At 66.5% G+C, this 18280-nt stretch carries 19 protein-coding genes and 4 tRNA genes; 11 read left to right on the plus strand and 12 right to left on the minus strand.

What is annotated here, in order from left to right; genetic code table 11:
* Positions 1–118: 118 nt before the first annotated feature.
* The 5 genes from AS181_RS03705 to AS181_RS03725 all read right to left on the minus strand — a co-directional run bounded on the left by AS181_RS03705 (position 119) and on the right by AS181_RS03725 (position 6036).
* Complete coding sequence (locus AS181_RS03705; RefSeq protein ID WP_058250239.1) at positions 119–1378, minus strand: HNH endonuclease; 1260 nt, start codon at positions 1376–1378, stop codon at positions 119–121.
* 198 nt (positions 1379–1576) lie between these two features.
* Positions 1577–2599, minus strand: coding sequence for a cell division protein ZapE (zapE, locus tag AS181_RS03710; protein ID WP_058250240.1), 1023 nt, complete (start codon positions 2597–2599; stop codon positions 1577–1579).
* A gap of 89 nt (positions 2600–2688) precedes the next feature.
* Positions 2689–3255 (minus strand): GNAT family N-acetyltransferase, encoded by a 567-nt coding sequence (locus AS181_RS03715; RefSeq protein ID WP_396275646.1) that lies wholly within the window; start codon positions 3253–3255, stop codon positions 2689–2691.
* Entirely contained in the window at positions 3252–4070 is an 819-nt protein-coding gene (locus AS181_RS03720) for a sulfurtransferase (protein WP_058250241.1), read from the minus strand. Before AS181_RS03720 ends, AS181_RS03715 begins: the two co-directional genes overlap by 4 nt.
* A gap of 19 nt (positions 4071–4089) precedes the next feature.
* Positions 4090–6036, minus strand: coding sequence for a flavin-containing monooxygenase (locus tag AS181_RS03725; protein ID WP_058250242.1), 1947 nt, complete (start codon positions 6034–6036; stop codon positions 4090–4092).
* Positions 6037–6174: 138 nt separating this feature from the next.
* Between AS181_RS03725 and AS181_RS03730 the strand changes: the two genes are divergently transcribed.
* The 4 genes from AS181_RS03730 to AS181_RS03745 are packed head-to-tail and all read left to right on the plus strand — an operon-like array spanning position 6175 to position 10136.
* Positions 6175–6813 (plus strand): nitroreductase family protein, encoded by a 639-nt coding sequence (locus AS181_RS03730; protein WP_058250243.1) that lies wholly within the window; start codon positions 6175–6177, stop codon positions 6811–6813.
* Positions 6810–8420: a class I adenylate-forming enzyme family protein gene (locus tag AS181_RS03735; RefSeq protein ID WP_058250244.1), complete on the plus strand. Its 1611-nt coding sequence runs from the start codon at positions 6810–6812 to the stop codon at positions 8418–8420. Before AS181_RS03730 ends, AS181_RS03735 begins: the two co-directional genes overlap by 4 nt.
* Positions 8401–9045 carry a TetR/AcrR family transcriptional regulator gene (locus tag AS181_RS03740; protein ID WP_058250245.1) on the plus strand — a complete coding sequence of 215 codons (645 nt, stop codon included), beginning with the start codon at positions 8401–8403 and terminating at the stop codon, positions 9043–9045. Before AS181_RS03735 ends, AS181_RS03740 begins: the two co-directional genes overlap by 20 nt.
* Positions 9042–10136 (plus strand): CaiB/BaiF CoA transferase family protein, encoded by a 1095-nt coding sequence (locus AS181_RS03745; protein ID WP_058250246.1) that lies wholly within the window; start codon positions 9042–9044, stop codon positions 10134–10136. The genes AS181_RS03740 and AS181_RS03745 overlap by 4 nt, the downstream gene beginning before the upstream one ends.
* 51 nt (positions 10137–10187) lie before the next feature.
* Here the strand turns inward: AS181_RS03745 and AS181_RS03750 are convergent.
* The 3 genes from AS181_RS03750 to AS181_RS03760 all read right to left on the minus strand — a co-directional run bounded on the left by AS181_RS03750 (position 10188) and on the right by AS181_RS03760 (position 10452).
* Positions 10188–10262, minus strand: a tRNA-Val gene (locus AS181_RS03750).
* 21 nt (positions 10263–10283) lie between these two features.
* Positions 10284–10357, minus strand: a tRNA-Cys gene (locus tag AS181_RS03755).
* Positions 10358–10379: 22 nt separating this feature from the next.
* Positions 10380–10452: transfer RNA gene (locus AS181_RS03760), tRNA-Gly, on the minus strand.
* Between the two features lie 253 nt (positions 10453–10705).
* Between AS181_RS03760 and AS181_RS03765 the strand changes: the two genes are divergently transcribed.
* From AS181_RS03765 to AS181_RS03790, 7 genes are all read left to right on the plus strand, one after another.
* Positions 10706–10777: transfer RNA gene (locus AS181_RS03765), tRNA-Val, on the plus strand.
* 59 nt (positions 10778–10836) lie between these two features.
* Entirely contained in the window at positions 10837–11775 is a 939-nt protein-coding gene (locus AS181_RS03770) for a hypothetical protein (protein WP_139114184.1), read from the plus strand.
* Positions 11776–11883: 108 nt separating this feature from the next.
* Positions 11884–13125, plus strand: coding sequence for a hypothetical protein (locus tag AS181_RS03775; RefSeq protein ID WP_139114185.1), 1242 nt, complete (start codon positions 11884–11886; stop codon positions 13123–13125).
* Positions 13126–13287: 162 nt separating this feature from the next.
* Complete coding sequence (locus AS181_RS03780) at positions 13288–13548, plus strand: hypothetical protein (protein WP_058250249.1); 261 nt, start codon at positions 13288–13290, stop codon at positions 13546–13548.
* Positions 13545–14420, plus strand: a complete 876-nt coding sequence (locus AS181_RS25330) for a terminase large subunit domain-containing protein (protein WP_231742240.1) — start codon at positions 13545–13547, stop codon at positions 14418–14420. The genes AS181_RS03780 and AS181_RS25330 overlap by 4 nt, the downstream gene beginning before the upstream one ends.
* 51 nt (positions 14421–14471) lie before the next feature.
* Entirely contained in the window at positions 14472–15083 is a 612-nt protein-coding gene (locus AS181_RS25335) for a hypothetical protein (RefSeq protein WP_231742241.1), read from the plus strand.
* A 56-nt stretch (positions 15084–15139) separates the two neighbouring features.
* Positions 15140–15448: a hypothetical protein gene (locus AS181_RS03790; RefSeq protein ID WP_139114186.1), complete on the plus strand. Its 309-nt coding sequence runs from the start codon at positions 15140–15142 to the stop codon at positions 15446–15448.
* A gap of 447 nt (positions 15449–15895) precedes the next feature.
* Here AS181_RS03790 and AS181_RS03795 read toward each other — a convergent pair whose 3' ends face one another.
* From AS181_RS03795 to AS181_RS03805, 4 genes are all read right to left on the minus strand, one after another.
* On the minus strand, positions 15896–16393 hold the full coding sequence (locus AS181_RS03795) for a hypothetical protein (protein ID WP_058250251.1): 498 nt from the start codon (positions 16391–16393) through the stop codon (positions 15896–15898).
* A gap of 158 nt (positions 16394–16551) precedes the next feature.
* A complete protein-coding gene (locus AS181_RS03800; RefSeq protein WP_058250252.1) occupies positions 16552–17253 on the minus strand; it encodes a hypothetical protein in 702 nt (233 codons plus the stop codon).
* Complete coding sequence (locus tag AS181_RS24460; protein ID WP_082652850.1) at positions 17250–17492, minus strand: hypothetical protein; 243 nt, start codon at positions 17490–17492, stop codon at positions 17250–17252. The genes AS181_RS03800 and AS181_RS24460 overlap by 4 nt, the downstream gene beginning before the upstream one ends.
* 220 nt (positions 17493–17712) lie before the next feature.
* On the minus strand, positions 17713–18186 hold the full coding sequence (locus tag AS181_RS03805) for a hypothetical protein (RefSeq protein ID WP_058250253.1): 474 nt from the start codon (positions 18184–18186) through the stop codon (positions 17713–17715).
* Positions 18187–18280: the final 94 nt, after the last annotated feature.

The following is an 18280-nucleotide window of genomic DNA, read 5'->3' on the forward strand; positions in this document are numbered from 1 at the left end:
CCGTCGTCGGCGGCCCACACACTGTGGAGTTTTCAATGTACGTGCAGGGTCCCGGGTTCGGGGCCGCGCAGGAACGTGCCACCAGCAGGTGGACGAGGTTGTCGTGAGGTCCGGTGACTCAGGCGGCGTCGTCGAGGCGCATCGTGCGTCTGTTGTAGGCCGGTAGCGGCTTTCGGTTGGGGTCCACCTCGACAGGTGGGATCAGCCACGGATGTCGGTCGTAGCCCATGACGACGTCCCAGCCATGATGGTGCACCTGCGTGTGGCATCGCTGGCAGAGTAGGCAACCGTTGTCCAGGCTGGTCGTTCCGCCGTCCGCCCAGTGCTCGAGATGGTGGACCTGGGTATGTGAGGGTGGCGCACCGCATTTGATGCAGCACGCGTCGCGGACGACCACGGCCTTGCGCAACTCCGGTGGGAAGACCCGTTTCTCGCGACCCATGTCGAGGGGCACGGTGGCCGAGTCGACCACGATCTCGGTCAGGGTGCCGTCGCACGTGAGAGCGCGGGCGGTGGTGTCGGTGATGGTGCCCGTCCATGGCAGGGCGCCGAGGTCGGTGGCGTCGGCGGGGATGGTCAGGATCAGTTGTGTGCGTGGGGCTCCCGCGGTCTGGACGGTGGCGCCCAGGCATGCCTGGTCGAGGATCAGTTCGAGCGCATCGGCGCGCCGTTCTGCGGGCGAGCGGCGATCGCCGGCGCCGTCGGGTTCGGGTCGCGGGACGGAGCGCTCGTCGATCATGGCGATGAACTTCTCGCCGATGACGTTGGTCAAGTCGGCGGCGATCTCGACCCGGCCATCGTCGGTGACGTTGTGGACGACGGCATTGAGTGTCCGATCCTCGGCGGCCGGGACTCCGCCGTTGGTCTCGGCAACCGTGTTGCCGAGGGCTCGAGCACGTCGCAGCACCTCTGCGGGCGTGGCCCCGGACAGTGCCTGGGTGATCAACTCGGTCTCGAAGGCGGCTCGGTCGTCGTCGACAAGCGCAGTGGCCGAACGCTTCTCGATGTGACCCAGGCCTCGGGCGACGGCGTCGACGATCTCGGCGGAAAGACGGCCGTCGGCGGCGTGGGCGGCAACCTTGGGTAGATCTTCTAGTCTGTCAACGATCCGCACGATTCGCGAGGCCACAGCGGGCGCGAAGCCCATCTCGATCAGCAGTCTCCGTAGCGTCGAGTGGTTTCGCTCAGCGACCCGTAGGCGCCCCAGTTGTGCTGAGCGCATGGCGATCCGGTGATCGATCACGTTCCGCAGGAGCCGCAGTGTCTCCAGCTCGGTGAAAGCTGCACGCCCGGCGGGATCGTCAGGTGGTGACTCGGCGTCGACCAGTTGATCGAGAAGCAGTGTGAGATCGGTCATGCCTTCAAGGTACTCGAACATCCTGGCGAGCGCCAGGGGTTGTGCACATGAATACTGTTGCACTGCAATCACTCTGAGAGTGTGGATCGAGGCGTGATTACCACGAGAACGCACCTTCAGTCACAGGAGTATCCGGTTGTCCCGTGATGTGGCGCGAACTTGAGTTGGTTCGACTCAAGAAAACGCCAGGGATTCGACCACGACGGCGGAACGCCGCGATTACGGAGTCGAGCGGATCAACCGCAGACGACTGGTCATACGAAATGCATCGGGACGGTAGGCCGTTGCGGCGGCGCAGAAGTCGGGCAAGGAGTGGGGCGAGGTGAACGTGACGGCGATGTCCTCGTCGACCAGGATGTCCACAAGGTTGACGAACCGCTGCTGCGCCTCCTCGTCGGCGACATCGAATGTCGGTACGTCGGTGATCGTCCATCGGGAATACATTCGCGCCCACGTCAGATACTCGATGGTTGACACCGGCGCGTCACACAAGTGCGCAAACGAGGCCTGCAGACACCCGTCACGCTCGGAGTGGACCTCGAAACGTCGCCCACGAACAGTGAGCCCGACTGTCTGGGTGGTCTCGGACACGCGACCTGACGGCGGCACTGTGATCCAAGTTCCCGCGGCGAAGCCGACGGAGTCCCCGCGGGGAGATGTGCGGTAGTCGGTCTGCCCGTTCAGGTGATGGACGTCGAAATGATTCTTGATCAGCGTGATGCCGGGCTCGAAGAGGTGATGCCAGATGGGGTTCGGCAGAAGGTCATCCGGGGCGTAGTTCGACGTCGCCAGGACGGTGATCCGGCGGGCGAGCACGTACTCCAGCAATCGGATGAGGAGACGTGCGTCCCCGGAGTCGTGCACGTGAAGCTCGTCGAAGTACAACAGCTCGCTGTTGCCGACGACATCGTCCATGCCCAGGCGTAGCGAGTGCGGGTCGTGCCGGTGCTCGTGTACTCGGCGATGGAGTTCCTCGAAGAAGCTGTGGAAATGGATCCGCGTCTTCCTCGGTACGGGGCTCACGTTGTAGAAGGCATCGGCCAGCCACGTCTTGCCCCGGCCGGCCGAACCGTGGACATAAAGCCCGCGCGGGCCCGACGAGCGTCGTGTCCGCCGGCGTCCCTCCGGAACGAGGACGGCGAGCCGATCGACGAGTAGCCGTTGCTGAGGGTCCAGCACGATCCCGGCGTCGGCGGCCGCCGCCGAGATCGCGGTGACTACTGCATGACGCTCTGCGGACACTCTCGAATGGTCACACGGAAAGCGTGGTGTCTTGACAGCGCGTGGCCGAAGTCACCAGTCCAGGTGCGACGTCCGATCGAACCGAAGGCTCACAGCCGCTGCGTGAACACGTAGTCGTGCTCGATGCTGTCCCCGAGGGTGAAGGTCTTCACGCCGGCGCGTTCGAAGCCCATCTTCGTGTAGAACCGCTGGGCCCGGACGTTGAGTTGGTTCACGCCCAACCACACCAGAGCGCTGCCGTGCGACCGTGCGCGATCGAGCGCGGCACCCATGAGCAGGTGCGACGGAGTCGCGCCCTGCCGCGAATGATGGTCGCGCAGCACGTACATCTTCGAGATCTCGCTCACCGGACGCTCGGTCACGACCGCACACACGTCGGGGTGCGTCGGATCGCCATGCAGCACCAGCGCGTAGCCGAGGATCGGTCCGCCGACACCGTCGCGCGCGACCAGGACATCTGCAGTCGGATCGGCGATGTGATCACGAAAGGTGTTCTCCCGCAGTTTGTCGGCGACGAAATTCTCGATGTCGGCCGGTGCGGCGTGCGGCGGGCACGCGAGCGGGAACGTGATGGCGGCGACCTCGGCGACTCCCGCCGCCGCTGCGGGGTCGGTCACGACCCCGACGGTGACATCGGCGATACCGGGATCGGTCACGACAGTGGGCGAGCCGGATCGGCGGTCCAGGCGTTCATCGATCCGTCGTAGACCGCGACGTCGTCGCGTCCGAGGCTGTGCAGTGCGAAAGCCGCTGCGGTGGCGGCGATCCCGCCGCCGCAGTAGGTGACCGGGCGTACCGACGGATCGAGGGCGCCGGCGTCTGCGAACAGTTCGCGCAACTCCTCGAGCGGCCGGAGCCGACCCGCGTCGTCAACCAGTTCGGCGAACGGGACGTTGACACTGCCGGGAATGTGGCCGCCCGCGAACGATTCCCGGTCGAGCGCGTTGACCAGCAGGACGGAGGACTCGCCGGTGGCGGCCGCGACCTCGTCGGTGGAGACGATCCGCTGGGGCCGGCGGCGCGGGGTGAACGAAGCCGGGGTGGTCGTGACCTCGCCGGTCTCGACCGGGAGGCCGGCCGCGGTCCAGGCGGCGTATCCGCCGTCTAGGACGAGTACGTCGTCGAAGCCCTCGAGTCCGAACTGCCACCACAGTCGCGTGGCCCAGATGCCGTTGGCGGTGTCGTACACGACGACGGTGGAGTCGTCGCCGATGCCGAGGCGGCCGACCGCATCGGCGAAACGCGCGGAGTCTGCTGCGGCGAACGGTGCCTCGCCGTCGGGGTCGCTGAGGTCGGTGATCTGATCGGCGAAAACCGCGCCGGGCAGGTGCCCGGCCAGATAGGTCTCCCGACCGGAGGCGACGTGTGCGCCGTCGGCATCGAAGGTCAGATGGACGGTGGCGTCGACGATGCGGAGGTTCTCCTCGCCGAGGCGGGCGGCGAGATCGGTGGCGGAGATGAGGGGCGTCATGACAGCCACGGTAGTCCCGTCAGTCGACGAGGGGTTCGGCGACGAAATCGTCGAGGTCGACACTGCGCGTCCGCGCCCAGTAGTCGACGATCCGCCATGGCAGGACGGCGACGACGCGTCCGTCGGGGTTGCGATACCAGTTGGTCATCGCCGGATGCGTCCACACCATCTGCGCGTGGGCGCGGTCGACGGCGTCGTTGTATTCCTCGGTGACGTCACGTCGGACTTCCAGTACGCCCAGCCGGTTCTCGATCATCGCGCGGAGAGCGTCGCAGACATAGCGCACCTGGTATTCGAGGATGCTGATGAAGCTGCCGCCGTGTCCCAGTGCGGTGTTCGGCCCGGTGAGGATGAACAGGTTGGGGAAGTCGGGTGCGGTGATCCCCAGGTAGGCGTACGCGTCGTGATCACCCCACGCGTCGACGGTGTTCTGCCCGCTGCGTCCGACGATGTCCATGGGGTAGAGGTAGCGGTCGCTGTGGAATCCGGTGGCGAAGACGATGATGTCGAAGTCGTGGGCGGTGCCGGTGCCGTCGACGAGTCCATCGGAGGTGACCCGTTCGACGCCGTGTGGAACCAGCTCGACGTTCGGCCGGCGCAACATGCGAAACCAGCCGTTGTCCAACAGCATCCGCTTGCCGAAGGGCGGGTAGTCGGGAGTCGACAGGTCGATGAGGTCGTCGCGGTCACCCAGTTCGCTGCGCAGGTAGCGCAGGTAGAACTCGCGGTGACCGTGATTGACGGCGTTGATCGACGCGGTCGGCTCGGGCCAGTCCGGGTCGATGCGCAGGGTCGAGTGGACCTTGTCGTTGAAGATCCACGACAGTCGTGCGCGGTACCACTCCCGGTACCCGGGGAGGTTGTCCATCAGCCAGTGCACGTCGTCGCCGACCGGGGCGAAGTAGTCATCGTTCGGCGCGATCCACTGCGGCGAGCGCTGGAAGATCGTCAGCGATCCGACCCGATCGGCGATGGCCGGCCCGATCTGCATCGCGCTGGCACCGGATCCGACGATGGCGACCCGTTTGCCGGTGAGCGCGCCGGGCCCGTCGAGTTCGTCCGGCCATTGTGCGGAATGGAAGATCGGACCGGTGAAGTCGTCCATCCCCGGAAGTTCGGGAAGCTTGGGGCGGTTGAGGAGACCGACTGCGCTGATGAGGATCCGGGCGGTCAGGGTGTCCTGGTGGCCCTCGCGGTTACGGACGTGGACCGTCCAGCGCTGGGTCTCGGCGTCGTAGGCAGCCGATAGGACCTCGGTGCCGAAGCGGACGCGATCGCGCACCGCGTGCCGGTCGGCGAAGGCCTGTAGGTAGCTCTGCACCTCGTCGCGCTTGCCGAAGTGCGTGGACCACGGGTGGTCGAAGGACGAGATCGAGTACAGGTAGCTCGGCGTGTCCACGCCGGCGCCGGGGTACCGGTTCTCGTACCACGAGCCGCCGACCTCGTCGTTCTTCTCCAGCACGGTGTGCTCGACGCCGGCTCCGGCGAGTTGCGTGGAGATCAGCATGCCGGCCACACCGGCGCCGATGACCAGCGCGTCCATCGACGTGGCGAGATCATCGGGCAACGCCGGCAGATGCATATCCCGGAGGTCGCCACGGACGATCTCGGTCATCATCGGCGCGAATTCCGGGGCCACCTGCTCGGCCGCGGTGAACGACATCAACGATGCGACGAGTGCCTCGTCGGCCGGCTTCCGCGCAGGCCGGCCACGGTCGTACCAGTCCTCGAGGGCGTCGACGACCGCCGCGCGGATCTCCTGCTGGACGTCCTCTCCGAGCCCGCCCGAGGAGTTGTCGTCCATGCCTCGGCTCCGCGTCGGGCGGAATCGATCGGCCATCCACCGGTGGTCACCCGTCATCTCCACGAGGACCGCGAGCAGGGTCGGGATGTTGCCCGCCGCCACGAATGCCCGGATCTCCGCTGTGGTCGGTCGCGTCTCCGGACGCAGCGAAACAGATGTCATGGATAAAACTAACCACTGTTAGTAGTGCGTCGTCAACACCGCGTTTTGCTTGAACTGACGGGCCTTGACGGCGAAAACGAGCTGTGTCACTGTGTCCTCAGTCATACTAACAACGGTTAGTGAGCACGGAGGATTGACATGGATCTCAGCGAGGCAATGCGCACGACGGGCACCTGCCGCTACTTCAGCGACCGCCCGGTGGAGGACGAGGTGCTGTACCGGGCGTTCGACGACGCGCGCTTCGGCCCGCAGGGCGGCAACCGCCAACCCGTCCGTTGGGTCGTCGTCCGCGACGAGGTGACAAAGAAGGCTCTCGCCGACCTGTACCTGCCGTTCTGGGAGGGCTACTACGCCGCGGTCGTCGAGGGGTCGAAGAAGGTCGGCGCCATCCCCAAGACCGTGGAGAGCGCCAACTATTTCGCGCACCACCTCGCCGAGGTGCCCGCCCTGATCGTGGTGTGCGCCGAGATGGACGGACTGCACCCGACCGACCACGAACTGGGCAGGCTCAGCGTCGTCGGCGGGGCGTCGATCTATCCGAGCGTCCAGAACCTCACCCTTGCGCTCCGGCAGCAAGGCGTGGCCACTGCGCTGACGACCCTGCTCTGCGCCGCCGAGAACGAGGTGAAGAACCTCCTCGGCATCCCCGAGGGTTATCTCACCGCCGCCCACATCGCCGTCGGCTATCCGCGTGACGACTTCCCCCGCAAGCTGTCCCGGACCCCGGTCGAGGAGATCGCCTTCCTCGACCGCTTCGACAACCGGATGTTCGCGTGAGCGCCCCCGCCGTGAACCCCTCGACGCGCGCCCTGTCTCCCGCTCAGACCTCGATGCTGGGCCGGGCCACCATCGGTGACCAGCTGCGTCGCCTGGCCCGGTCCCAGGGTTCGACCCCGGCGATCGTGGCCTACGACGCGGAAGGCGGACGTACGTCGACGTCGTACGCGGAGCTGAACACGATGGCCAACCGGGTCGCCCATGTGCTGCTCGACCTCGGCGTCGGGCGCGGGGATCGCGTTGCGGTGATGAGTCGTAACCGGGTCGAGACGGTCGCCACCTACTACGGCGCCCTCAAGGTCGGTGCCGCGTATTCCGGCGTCAGTCCCATGTTCCGGGAGGGCGAGGTCGCCCAGCAGCTCCGGCACCTGGAACCGACGGTGCTCGTCGTCGAGCAGCCGCTGTCCGCGTTGGCCGGCCCCATCGCCGACAGTCTCGGCATCTCGGTTCTCGTCGTCGGCGACGACGAGGCGAACTCGTGGAACTCGTTCGACGAGTCCGTCGCGGCGGCTGACGATTCCGAACCCGACTGCGAGGTCGACGAACACGACCTCGCGATGATCGTCTACACCAGCGGCACCGAGTCGACGCCGAAGGGCGTCGAGATCGCCCATCGGAACTACCTCATCTCCACCTCGCCGGCGTACACGTGGGGGCTGCGCTGCCGCAACGACGACGTGTGGCTCTACGTGATGCCGTTCCACACGATCGCCGGGATCGGCTCGCTGACCTCGTTGACGCTGCTGGGCGCCACCCTGGTGCTGCCGGCCGCGGTCGACCCGGCGACGGCGTTGCGGATGATCCGCGACGAGAAGATCTCGGTGCTGGCCCAGACGCCGACCTTCTTCATCGCGCTCGCCAACCACCCGGACTTCGGAGCCGACACCGTCGGTTCGGTGCGCCGCTGCCTGACCTACGGCGGTCAGGTGTCGCCGCACGCGGTCGACGCGTGGGCCGCGGCGACCCCGGAATCGGTCTGGGGTACCTACTGGGGACAGTCCGAACTCACCCAGCTCGGCTCCGTCGGCTGGTTCCGGCGACTCGAGGACGTACCGGACCAGGACCCGACCTGGATCGGCAAGCCGGTCGGGCATCTGGAGGTCCGGGTCGTCGACGCCGACGGCAACGACGCCGAAGAGGGCGAACTCCTGTGCCGCACACCGTCGGTCATGCTCGGCTACCACAAGGACCCCGAGCGCACCGCGCAGGTCTTCGAGGGTGGCTGGGTGCACACCGGTGACATCGTGCGCATCGACGCCGACGGCAACCTGTTCTTCCGCGACCGGCGCAAGGACATGATCAAGACAGGCGGATTCAACGTCGCGTCGCAAGAGGTCGAGCGAGTTCTGCAGGCACATCCCGACGTCGAGCGCGCCGCCGTCGTCGGGCTGCCCGACCCGTACTGGTCGGAGGCGGTCACCGGATTCGTGGTGCTCCGCGCCGGCGCGGAACACACCGGCGCCGACATCCGTGAGTACTGCCGGACCGACCTGGCATCGTACAAGGTGCCCAAGGAGGTCCACGTGGTCGACGCGTTGCCGACCGACGCTCAGGGCAAACTGCTCAAGCGCGAGTTGAGGAAGGCCTATGGAACCGGTCAGGGCTGAGATCGACGCCGACGCGGCCACCGACGAACACCGGACGCCGCCGGCGCGGCGGCCCCGCCGACGCCGCGACGAGATCGTCGAGGCCGCGGCCCGCTACTTCGCCGATCACGGCTACTCCAACGCGGGGATGCGTGACATCGCCCAGGCGGTCGGTATGCGGGGCGCGAGCCTGTACAACCACTTTCAGTCCAAAGAGGAAATTCTCTACGCCATCGCGCTACGAATGACCGAGGATCCCCAGCAGGACCTGCTGCTGCTCGATGCCGAGGGTGGTCCCGTCGAACGGCTCACGAACCTGATCGAGGCCCACGTCCGGCGTCTGGCGCGGCACCGGGTGGAACACCTTGTCGCCCTTCGGGAATTGTCGGCGCTGACACCCGAGCACCGACGGGTGGTCACCGACTATCGGAAGTACTACCAGCGTCGAATTCGCGATGTGATCGCCGCCGGCGCCCGACTGGGGCTGTTCGAGGTCCGCGATCCACACCAGTCGGCGATCGCGGTGCTGGACCTGATGAACGGGATCAGCTGGTGGCTGAACGACTCTCACGATGTCGACCAGTTGGTCCGCGATTACGTCGACTTCACGATCGGTGGCGTTCTCCACCATCGTCCGACGTCGTGAGCGGACCACTCGCCGGCGTGCGGGTGGTCGAGATGCCCGGACTCGGGCCGACCCCGCACGCCTGCATGCTGCTCGCCGATCTCGGCGCCGACGTCATCCGGATCCGGCGGCCCGGCCCCGATCTGCCCGGGCCCGACGGTATCCCGGATGCCGACGCCGGTCTGTACCGGTCGCGACGCACGGTCGACGCCGACGTCAAGGACCCCGACGACGTGGCCCGCATCCGAGAGCTGATCCGGCGCGCCGACATCGTCGTGGAGGGCTTCCGTCCGGGCGTGATGGAACGCCTCGGCCTGGGTCCCGAGATCTGCTCCGACGCACCGCAACTCATCTACGCGCGCATGACCGGGTGGGGTCAGGACGGGGATCGTGCCGCGAGCGCCGGACATGACATCAACTACCTGGCGGTCACCGGTGTGCTCGAGGCGATGGGTCCGACCGGTGCGCCGCCGGTGCCGCCGCTCTCGCTCGTCGGCGACTTCGGCGGGGGATCGATGTTGCTCGTCGTCGGCGTGCTGGCCGCTCTGCACGACCGCGCGCGGACCGGCCGAGGCCAGGTCATCGACGCCGCCATGGTCGACGGTGCCGGACTGCTCGGCGCGCTGCAGTGGTCGTGGAAGGCCGCCGGACGCTGGGAGTCTCGGGACCAGGGCAACCTACTCGACGGCTCGGCGCCGTTCTACGCAACGTATCGGTGCGCCGACGACAAGTTCGTCGCCGTCGGCGCGCTCGAGGAGAAGTTCTGGCGGAACCTGATCGACACCCTTGGTCTCGGCGACCTGCCCGACCGGTGGGACCGGGCCTCGTGGCCGGTGATCAGTGCGGCATTGCAAGCCCGCTTCGGGTCGCGTACGCGCGACGAGTGGGGGAGTGTGTTCGACGGTGTGGACGCCTGCGTGACACCGGTTCTCGACTTCGACGAGGCCGCCGCAGACCCTATCGCGGTGCAACGCGGTTCCTTCGTGCGCGTCGACGACGCAATCGCCCCCGCGCCGGCACCGCGGTTCTCGCGGACGGTGCTGCCGGCGCCCTCAGGTCCGTCGGCGGCGTCGTTGGGGGAAATCGTGGACGAGTGGTCGGCGGGCAACTGAAAGGCCGATGAGCCAACGAAAAACCCCCGGAGCGATCCGGGGGTTTTGTCGTGGTGCGCGATACAAGGATTGAACTTGTGACCTCTTCCGTGTCAGGGAAGCGCTCTCCCACTGAGCTAATCGCGCGGGTATGGAATTGTGCAGCTGTGGAGGTGGCGACGGGAATCGAACCCGTGTACACGGCTTTGCAGGCCGTTGCCTCACCACTCGGCCACACCACCAGATGCGAGTCGACTCGCGCCGAGCGGATGACGGGATTCGAACCCGCGACCCTCACCTTGGCAAGGTGATGCGCTACCAGCTGCGCTACATCCGCATGCCCACGAGCGATCTTGTGGATCGTGCTGCTCGCGGTGCGAAGAGAAACTTACGCGATGGTTTCCGAAGTATCCAAATCGCCTGGTCAGAGGCGTGGCCGCGAGTGAATCCCCAGCGTGTGATTCGCTCCCGTGCTGTGGAGGAGGGTTTGTGACGTGGCCCACCGCGGTGATTTGGGACTTCTGCGCAACCCGTGTAATCTTCTGGCTCGTGCGCAGGCGCCCCCGGCACTGACCGAAGGCGCCCGACACGGTCCCGTGGCTCAGTGGAAGAGCGTCCCGTTCACACCGGGAAGGTCGCTGGTTCGATCCCAGCCGGGACCACAAGGTCAGACCGTTTTTGCAGGTGGTCGTGCAAATAGCGTGCACTTTCTGCACAAGAGTTGCACGACAGCAGCGCGTTCCCGCGCGGTGATCCCGAGGCGGTGCAGGTGGTCGAGTGGCTTTCTCTCGTGGTGTCGCTCATCGCCGCCGCAATTTCCGTTGTCGCATACAGATCGACGTTGCCACGACTCAAAGTCACCGCCAAGGGGCCGGTGATTCTTGTCGGTCAGCCCACGCTCAGGGGGGCTGTGCAGGTCCGTGTCGACAACAACGGAGGCGGTTCTGCGCTCGTGCGCAGCGTGGTTCTGCGTTCCGTCGACAGCCACCAGGTCGCAGGGCCGGACAACGATCTTCCGAACCCCGCGCGTCCCTACACGTTGGAGCCGCGCGGAGGCACTGCATTATGGAACTTCGACACGCAGCGCTTGGCGCACGAGGCAGCCGGTGATGTTAGGGACACACCGCTTGTCGTCCGTGCGGAGGTCGAGATCGGCACGAAGAAGTACCGCTCGGGTCGCGTCACGCTCAACCTCCCGGGTGAGACTCGATCTCACCTCGACCGTCGAACACGATTTAAGTGGTGGGTGGAGTCGTGGATCAGTCCTCGTGTGAGCGTGCAGGGTGCTGCGTATAGCGAGCCCCCGGCGCTTGATGCCGAGTTCGTCGAGTACCGAGTCGAGACATCGGGGCGTGGAGTCACGAGACGGCATAAGCTGACGTTGGTCGTTGAGCACGCGGGCAACCGCCGTGAGCGCGTGAAGGGTGTCGATCAGATTGACCTCCCGCGATTGCGGCCTCGCAAGCGAAAGAGCAGCGTGACCCTTCCTGTGGTGGACGATTCAGCGCGTGAACCAGGCGACGAGTACTGGTGGATCATTACGCGTCGCGATGGCGTGGGTACAGGTCACGGCATCGGGGCAGTGACACGCTCAGAACTACCGCGCATCCGTAGAGAGATAGAGGACTTTCTCGCGGGTCAGACGACTGACTCGTCGTAGTGGTTGCAGGAGCTGTCTCCCGAGGGCGCGTTGCGCTGTACTCGTGACGAAAAAATAGTCCCGAGCGAGACGGACAAGATTGTCGGTGAGCCGGTCTACTGTGGCCGCGTGGAACCACTGGAAACCACGGGCGAGTTCTGGTCGCCCGACAACGACGCCAGACGTATTGAGGGAACGCTGACTTGGGAGCCGGGGTCTCGGGCGCGGCTCACGCTCAGGTCGCGAGTCATCGACGAGTTGGCAAGTCCTGTTGAGTTCACCGAGAACGGATTCTCGATGACCGTTTCCGGCGACCCAGCGCGGGTTGTTGCTGATGGCGTCCCGCGTGTGTTGCTTGGCGATACCGAAGCTGGCGCCGTGACGTGCGTCGACTCATATCTTCAACACCTCCCGAGGAATCTATTCGACTTCGAGACGCCGCCGCTGCAGCAGGTCTGGGACCCGTACACCCTTATCGTCGGCGCTCATTTGCCAGCGGGTCATGCCACCAAGCTCGACGCCGTTAGGTTCATCCTCGACAGCCCGGGATGGTGGACGCAGCTACCCGTCGTCGGGTCAGCGGTGGGCGATGCTGGTGAGGTCACGTGCGAGCGCACCGAGGACGGACTGACTTGGTTGGAGTTTCGCCCGACTTCACCGACAGTTTTCCGTTCCGCTCAGCGAGTGGTCTACTCCATGATCGCACTCGTCCAGTTGGCGGTCGACGCGTCCCTGACGCCGCTGCGGGTGCAGGTCCGCGAGCCGGGACACATCACTTGGTTGGAGGTGAAGACGCGAGACCTGGACCCGAGCAAAACCTCGTGGCCCGATTCACACAACCTGCTCTCTCCGTCGCTCCTGACGTTGGAGCGCATCGCACGGTGGCTGGCGATAGAGAAGACGATGGACGGGTTGTCGTCTGCTGTAGCCGAGCCCGTCACAGGCACTGCGATCCAAGTTCAAGCATTGACGGCGTGCTCGCTCATCGAGGGCATCCACAAGCGAATAGTGGGTACCGATTGTCACTACGCGGTGCGAGCCCGTGAGCTTCAAGAGACCGCCGAGGGGATCGCGCCCGGGGTGACGGAACCCGTTGTCGACTGGCACAAGCTCGTCAAACAGGTCCGAAATAACCTGGCCCACCACGAGACCGGATTGTCGTTCGAGCAGCACTTTCTGGACTGCATGATCGCGGAGTCTTCGGCGATCTGGGTAATGCGTCTGTGTCTGCTGTCGCACGCTGGTTTCACTGACCAGGAGATTGCGGACGCGCTGAGCGACCACCAGCGCTACGAGTTCTACCGCGAGAACTTGAAGATGCATGTGAAGGAGCGGAACGACTTGACTGTATCCACTTCTGGCTCGCCGTAATCGGTTCTGTCCCTGCCTCGTTGCTGCAGAGCTACGGCGCTGCTGCGTCGCTGCGCCGGTGCTGTGCACCCTCGATCTCTACCGTGGTGTTCGACGCTGGCGGGAGATGCCTCGACCCGTTGCGTGTCCACTGACGACGCACGAGATCGAGGAGACGACGCTATGTCCGACTACGACGAGAACGAGGCCGCGATCTTGGCGGCGCTCGCGCACACACCGCCCGGGAAGCTGGTCCCGTGGTCGCGGGTCCGCGACACACTGCCCGGTGGATTCTGGCCGCGTCTGGGTGCACTTGTCGCGCTCGTCGAGCGTGGCGAGGTCGAGACGGTCAAGGTTCGGGGCCGCAACTACATCACGCCTGCTGATTCGTTCAGCCGAGCTGCGCACGCAGCTGCGGGCAGCCACCCGATGGTGCTCGTATGAGCACGGTGATGGATGCGAGCGTGGCGTCGCTGGTCGGCGTGCGAGCACTGCACACGCAGCGAGAGGGTCACCGTCCACCGACGCCTGCGGGTCTGGCGCAGCGCATCGTCCCCGGCTATCGGGTGACGCCTGCTATCGCGCTCATCTCTGACGTTCTGCGAGAAGCGATTACACAGCCCGGGGGCCGTTACGTCGTCACGATGCCCCCGCGTGAGGGGAAGTCGACGCTGGTGTCTCAGGGCGGGCCGTTGTGCGCGCTCGCCGACGACCCCGACGCTCGCGTGATCCTCGCGTCCTATGGCGACGACCTGGCCCGCGAGCACAGCCACGAGGCGCGGGCGCTGGTGTCGGAGTTCGCGCAGCTGCTCGGGTTCACGCTTGCCTCTGACAAGACGGCTGTTGGTCGCTGGCGGGTGGAGGGTGCGCGGGGTGGTCTGCTGGCGGCTGGCATCCTGTCGGGCATCACCGGGTTTGGTGCCGACCTGCTCATCGTCGACGACCCGGTGAAGAACGCGCAGGAGGCCGACAGCGCCGCTCACCGACGCCGCGTCATCCACGAGTTCCGTTCCACGCTGATGACTCGGTTGTCGCCGGATGCGAGTGTGGTGCTGATCCAGACGCGCTGGCATCCCGAGGACCTCGCGGGCACGCTGCTCGCTGAGGAGCCCGACAGATGGACCCATATCAATATCCCGGCGATAGCGGCTGCTGGCGTGTCCGACGCGCTGAGCCGTGCGCCCGGGGTGGCGATGACGAGTGCTCGTGGACGAACCCTGGCGCACTTCGACGACCTGCGCGCCAGTGTGGGTGAACGGACGTGGCACGCACTGTTCCAGGGCGTCCCCGCACCTCCCGAGGGCGGGTTGGTGTAGCGAACATGGTTCGACCGCTGGCGACTCGCGCACGCTCCCCAGTCGCCGGTGATGACGGTGGTCGGCGTCGACCCGTCGGATAGCGGTCGGGGTGACAGCTGCGGGCTCATCGCGGCGTCGATCACGACCGAGGGAGTCGTAGCCGTGATCGCGGACCGGTCGGCACCGATGACGAGTGACGAGTGGGCGAGGGCGGCAACCCAGCTCGCGCACGAGGTCGGCGCGTCCGAGATCGCGGTGGAGGGCTTCGCGGCGCGGGAGACCTATACGCGGGTGGTCTCGGACGCGCTCGACCGCTACCAGCGCGCACACCCTCACACAGCACACCGGCCCCGGGTGACCTCGTGGCCCCCTCGTGGGTCGGGTCGCGGTGGTGGGGATGCCATCGCGCGGTCGAGTGCGCTGCTGCAGGCCATCGAGACGGGCACGTGCCGGATCGCCGGCCAATTGCATGGCCTGGAAGATGTGGCGGTGCTGTGGCAGGCGGGCCAGCATCAGCCCGACCAGCTCGCCGCGCTGGTCGTCGCTCACGACGTCCTCGTACACACAGCTGGGCGACCCGTCGAGTTCGCGGTTCCCCGGGGACGGCTGGGTGATCCTGCGCCCGTGACGTCGATGGGTGCGTACTTGCGTCAGCGTGTCGACCGGGGGAGGCCCGCGTGAGGCGTCGGTCAGAACGTCGGCTCGTGGCGCTTGGCCGTGAGATGCTGGCGCGGGGGATGGCGCAGCCTGTCGCTGCGAACGAGTGCGGGTGCGCCAAGTGTGTTGCTCGCGCAACCCCGTTCAGCGAGAACGAAATCAGGGCGACGCTCGCACAGCTCGACGACCGAGACGCAGCCCGGTACGCGATGGGTGCTCAGCGGCTGCTGGGGTTCCAGTGGGTCGACGACTCGCAGGCGTGGGTCCCGAGCTTCATCAATTCCGTGTGGCTCGACGAGCATGGCGAAGGGGCCGAGGGCGCGCGGGTGCTGCGGATGCCGCTGCCGTCCGACGTCGGGGGCAGTGTGTCGGCTGCTGGGCAGCTGTGAGCGTGGCGACCGCTCCCGGTCCAGTTGAGTCCTTCGATTGGCCTCTCGGGACTCGGGCGGCGGACCGGGAGCGGCCTTGGGAGTTGAGAAACCCTGAGGTTTCCCGCGCCACTCCGTGACGCGCTCCATGCGCGTCGGCATCGACGGTAGCGGGCAGCGGTGCAGGGCCGCGCTCGACGAGTTGAGTTCTGCAGACGGTACCGCCGAGGCGGTACCTATTCTGGGGGACGCTACCGGTCAGCCGGTAGCACTTTCGCGAGGTGGCCGGGTCGACGCTACCCCCGCTGGGGTAGCACTTCCGAGAGGTGCCCGAGTCGACTCCTGCAAGCGATACCACCGAGGTGGTATCACTTTCGGCCCCGTTGCCCACTGACGCTCAGATCGCTCCCGAGAGCGGCCCTCCGCCGGTGGAGACGCCCGACGAGGGTTGATACCGCCGAGGCGGTATCACTTGACTGCTTCACCGCCGCAGCGAGTGCAGACCCGTGCGGAGTCCTGAGATGTAGGAGTCACACTGCCGCCCACGTGGAACGCGGAGGGCGGCGAGCACTGTGCCTGGACCGACTTCGCGGCGTACCGAAAGCTCGTGGGCGACGTCGAGCACGGCGGGCACACGCGTTCGAGGGTCAGTGCGACGACGTCGGTCGGGATCGGTCGACCACTTGCGGTGAGCGTCGCGTAGTCGAGGTGACCGTACCCGTCGAACGCCCTGAACAGGTCAGACGTGGTCGGTCGATGGCCTGCCGTGTGCATGGCTTCCGCGACGGGGCCAGCGGTGATGACCTCGGCGCGCAGCTCGAAGTCGTCGCTGTCGTACTCGGTCAGCCCTGCGTGGTGGCTGTTACCCGCTACCAATGCTGAGCGGCTGACCGTGGGACCGTCCCACAGCATCGACGCAACCGCGTGTCCAGCCTCGTGAACCGCGACGATGTCTAGCTCACTCATGACGTTTGGTGTCCTCTCGTGGTGTCAGATTCGAGCGAGAGCAGCGACGTCGGGTGACGTTCGAGGGTGACGCGGCCCGAAGCCAGACCATCACCCTCGAACGCACCTCGCGAGACGGCGGAACTCCCATCACGCCGCCCGCGTATCGCAGCGGGTAGTCAGGTAGCGATGCCCAGACCGTCGAGTAGCGCCCGCGCGTCTCGCTGCTCAGCATCCGAGCGCGTCGAGGTCAGGGTGCGGGCGCTAGCGGCGGTCAGGGACTCACCGCTGTCGATGCGCTTGCTGAGTTCACTTGCTGCGCCGTCCAGCTCGCGCACCAGGTCCTCGACGCGCTCGGAGATGCTGGGTCGTCCACGAAGTGCGGACGCGGACGGCGGGTGGGCACGGCCAAGAAGGTCGCTCAGTCGCTCGTCGTAGGTGTGGGCGTGCTCGACGAGGACCCCGACCCACTGCCCGCTTGCGACGTCGGTCGACGACAGCTCAGGGTCGGCGGGACGGCCAGCGAGGGTGACCAGGGCATGCTGCGCACCGCCACGCTGCTCGACGGGCAGACCGCGCGTCCGTGCTGCGGCGTCGCGTTCTGCGAGCAGCTTGGCGATACCTGCGACGACCGAGCCCACAGCTGCACCCAGCTCGCGGACGGCGGGCGTCATGCGCTGGGTGGTCGACTCGTCGCCAGAGCTGATGCGGGCCGCGAGAGGGTCACACAGCGCCGCGACCTCGCCACTGAGCGAGAACGAGGCACGGTAGACGGTGGGCAGGCTCTTGCGTCGGCGGGCGCGCAGCTCGTCCTGGGAGTGCTCGGGCGGGGGCGAGAACTCGAACTCGCGTCGGGTGCGGCGGGTCGTGGTGTTCCTCATGCGGTCGCCACCGCCTCGCGCAGGTGCTCGACGAGGTCGTCGAGGTTTGCGGGCGCGATCTGTCCGCGTTCGGCGTCGAGGACTCGCCGACAGCGCCAGTAGGCGAGCGCGGCGCGGCACTGCTCGACACGCGGGTCGGTGTCGGGCACGCCCCGAGACGCGAACGCGGCCAGTCGTGCCTGCCATTGGGGAGGCGTCAGCGACGCCGGGTCGGTGGGGAGTGCGGTAGCTGAGGTCATGTCGCAGACGGTAGCGAGCGGGGGTGCATCGCACCCGGGCTCTGGGCCGCGCTCGACGAGTCGACAGCACGGGAGGGACTGGGTCAGAACACAACACAGCCCCGGGGATCGAGGAGAAACCCGGGGCTGTGCTGTGCTGATCCGACCGGCCCGAAGGTAGAGAACCTGTACGGCGAATCGAGGTAGAGACTAGCGAGCTGGGGTGCGAGTACTGAGTCGGCTACGCGGCTGCATGAACTCGGACGTCACCTCCTCGCGGCAGGTAGAGGTGCGCGAGGCCGTCCGAGTCGAGCGTCAGCCGGTACGACCCGAGAGCGACCTCGGGGTCACCACTCTGGTGCGCCTCTCGAAGCGCATCGGTGTCGACAAGCTTCACCGGCCATCCCTGACCAGGCTTCCAGGCGAACTCGGGTGCGATTCGCTGACCGACTAGGTCCTGAACCCATTGTTCGGTCGTGGGCGCTGGGATCACTTCCCAGCGGTTCGGGTCACTCGCGGCGGGCACCACGCGTTCGGCGTTCGCGCCGAAGGTGATGACTCCGTGAGTGACGCCGAGCAGTACGTCTGCGTACTGCTCGACATCGGGCAGCGTTTGCCCGCGGTGGTAGGGCCAGACTCCGACTGTGTAGTGGGTCCTGTCGGCGTCAGACATGTCGGCCTTCACGGTCTTTCCGGTGTTGACGAGTATCGCCATGGTCTTGCTCCTTGATTGTGATTGATGAACTGGCGTGGGCGCGCTTCCCGCAATCAGTTCTACACCCTCGTAGCGAGAAGATCAACAGCCTGGC

It is taken from the genome of Gordonia sp. SGD-V-85 (genome assembly GCF_001456905.1).
Classification (GTDB): domain Bacteria; phylum Actinomycetota; class Actinomycetes; order Mycobacteriales; family Mycobacteriaceae; genus Gordonia; species Gordonia hongkongensis.

Coding starts and splice junctions, on each gene's coding strand:
- AS181_RS03800 (WP_058250252.1), bottom strand. CDS start 17,253: ATGAGGAACACCACGACCCGCCGCACCCGACGCGAGTTCGAGTTCTCG.
- AS181_RS03725 (WP_058250242.1), bottom strand. CDS start 6,036: ATGACATCTGTTTCGCTGCGTCCGGAGACGCGACCGACCACAGCGGAG.
- AS181_RS03705 (WP_058250239.1), bottom strand. CDS start 1,378: ATGTTCGAGTACCTTGAAGGCATGACCGATCTCACACTGCTTCTCGAT.
- AS181_RS03780 (WP_058250249.1), top strand. CDS start 13,288: ATGTCCGACTACGACGAGAACGAGGCCGCGATCTTGGCGGCGCTCGCG.
- AS181_RS03740 (WP_058250245.1), top strand. CDS start 8,401: ATGGAACCGGTCAGGGCTGAGATCGACGCCGACGCGGCCACCGACGAA.
- AS181_RS03795 (WP_058250251.1), bottom strand. CDS start 16,393: ATGAGTGAGCTAGACATCGTCGCGGTTCACGAGGCTGGACACGCGGTT.
- AS181_RS24460 (WP_082652850.1), bottom strand. CDS start 17,492: ATGACCTCAGCTACCGCACTCCCCACCGACCCGGCGTCGCTGACGCCT.
- AS181_RS25330 (WP_231742240.1), top strand. CDS start 13,545: ATGAGCACGGTGATGGATGCGAGCGTGGCGTCGCTGGTCGGCGTGCGA.
- AS181_RS03730 (WP_058250243.1), top strand. CDS start 6,175: ATGGATCTCAGCGAGGCAATGCGCACGACGGGCACCTGCCGCTACTTC.
- AS181_RS25335 (WP_231742241.1), top strand. CDS start 14,472: ATGACGGTGGTCGGCGTCGACCCGTCGGATAGCGGTCGGGGTGACAGC.
- AS181_RS03805 (WP_058250253.1), bottom strand. CDS start 18,186: ATGGCGATACTCGTCAACACCGGAAAGACCGTGAAGGCCGACATGTCT.
- AS181_RS03720 (WP_058250241.1), bottom strand. CDS start 4,070: ATGACGCCCCTCATCTCCGCCACCGATCTCGCCGCCCGCCTCGGCGAG.
- AS181_RS03790 (WP_139114186.1), top strand. CDS start 15,140: ATGGCGCAGCCTGTCGCTGCGAACGAGTGCGGGTGCGCCAAGTGTGTT.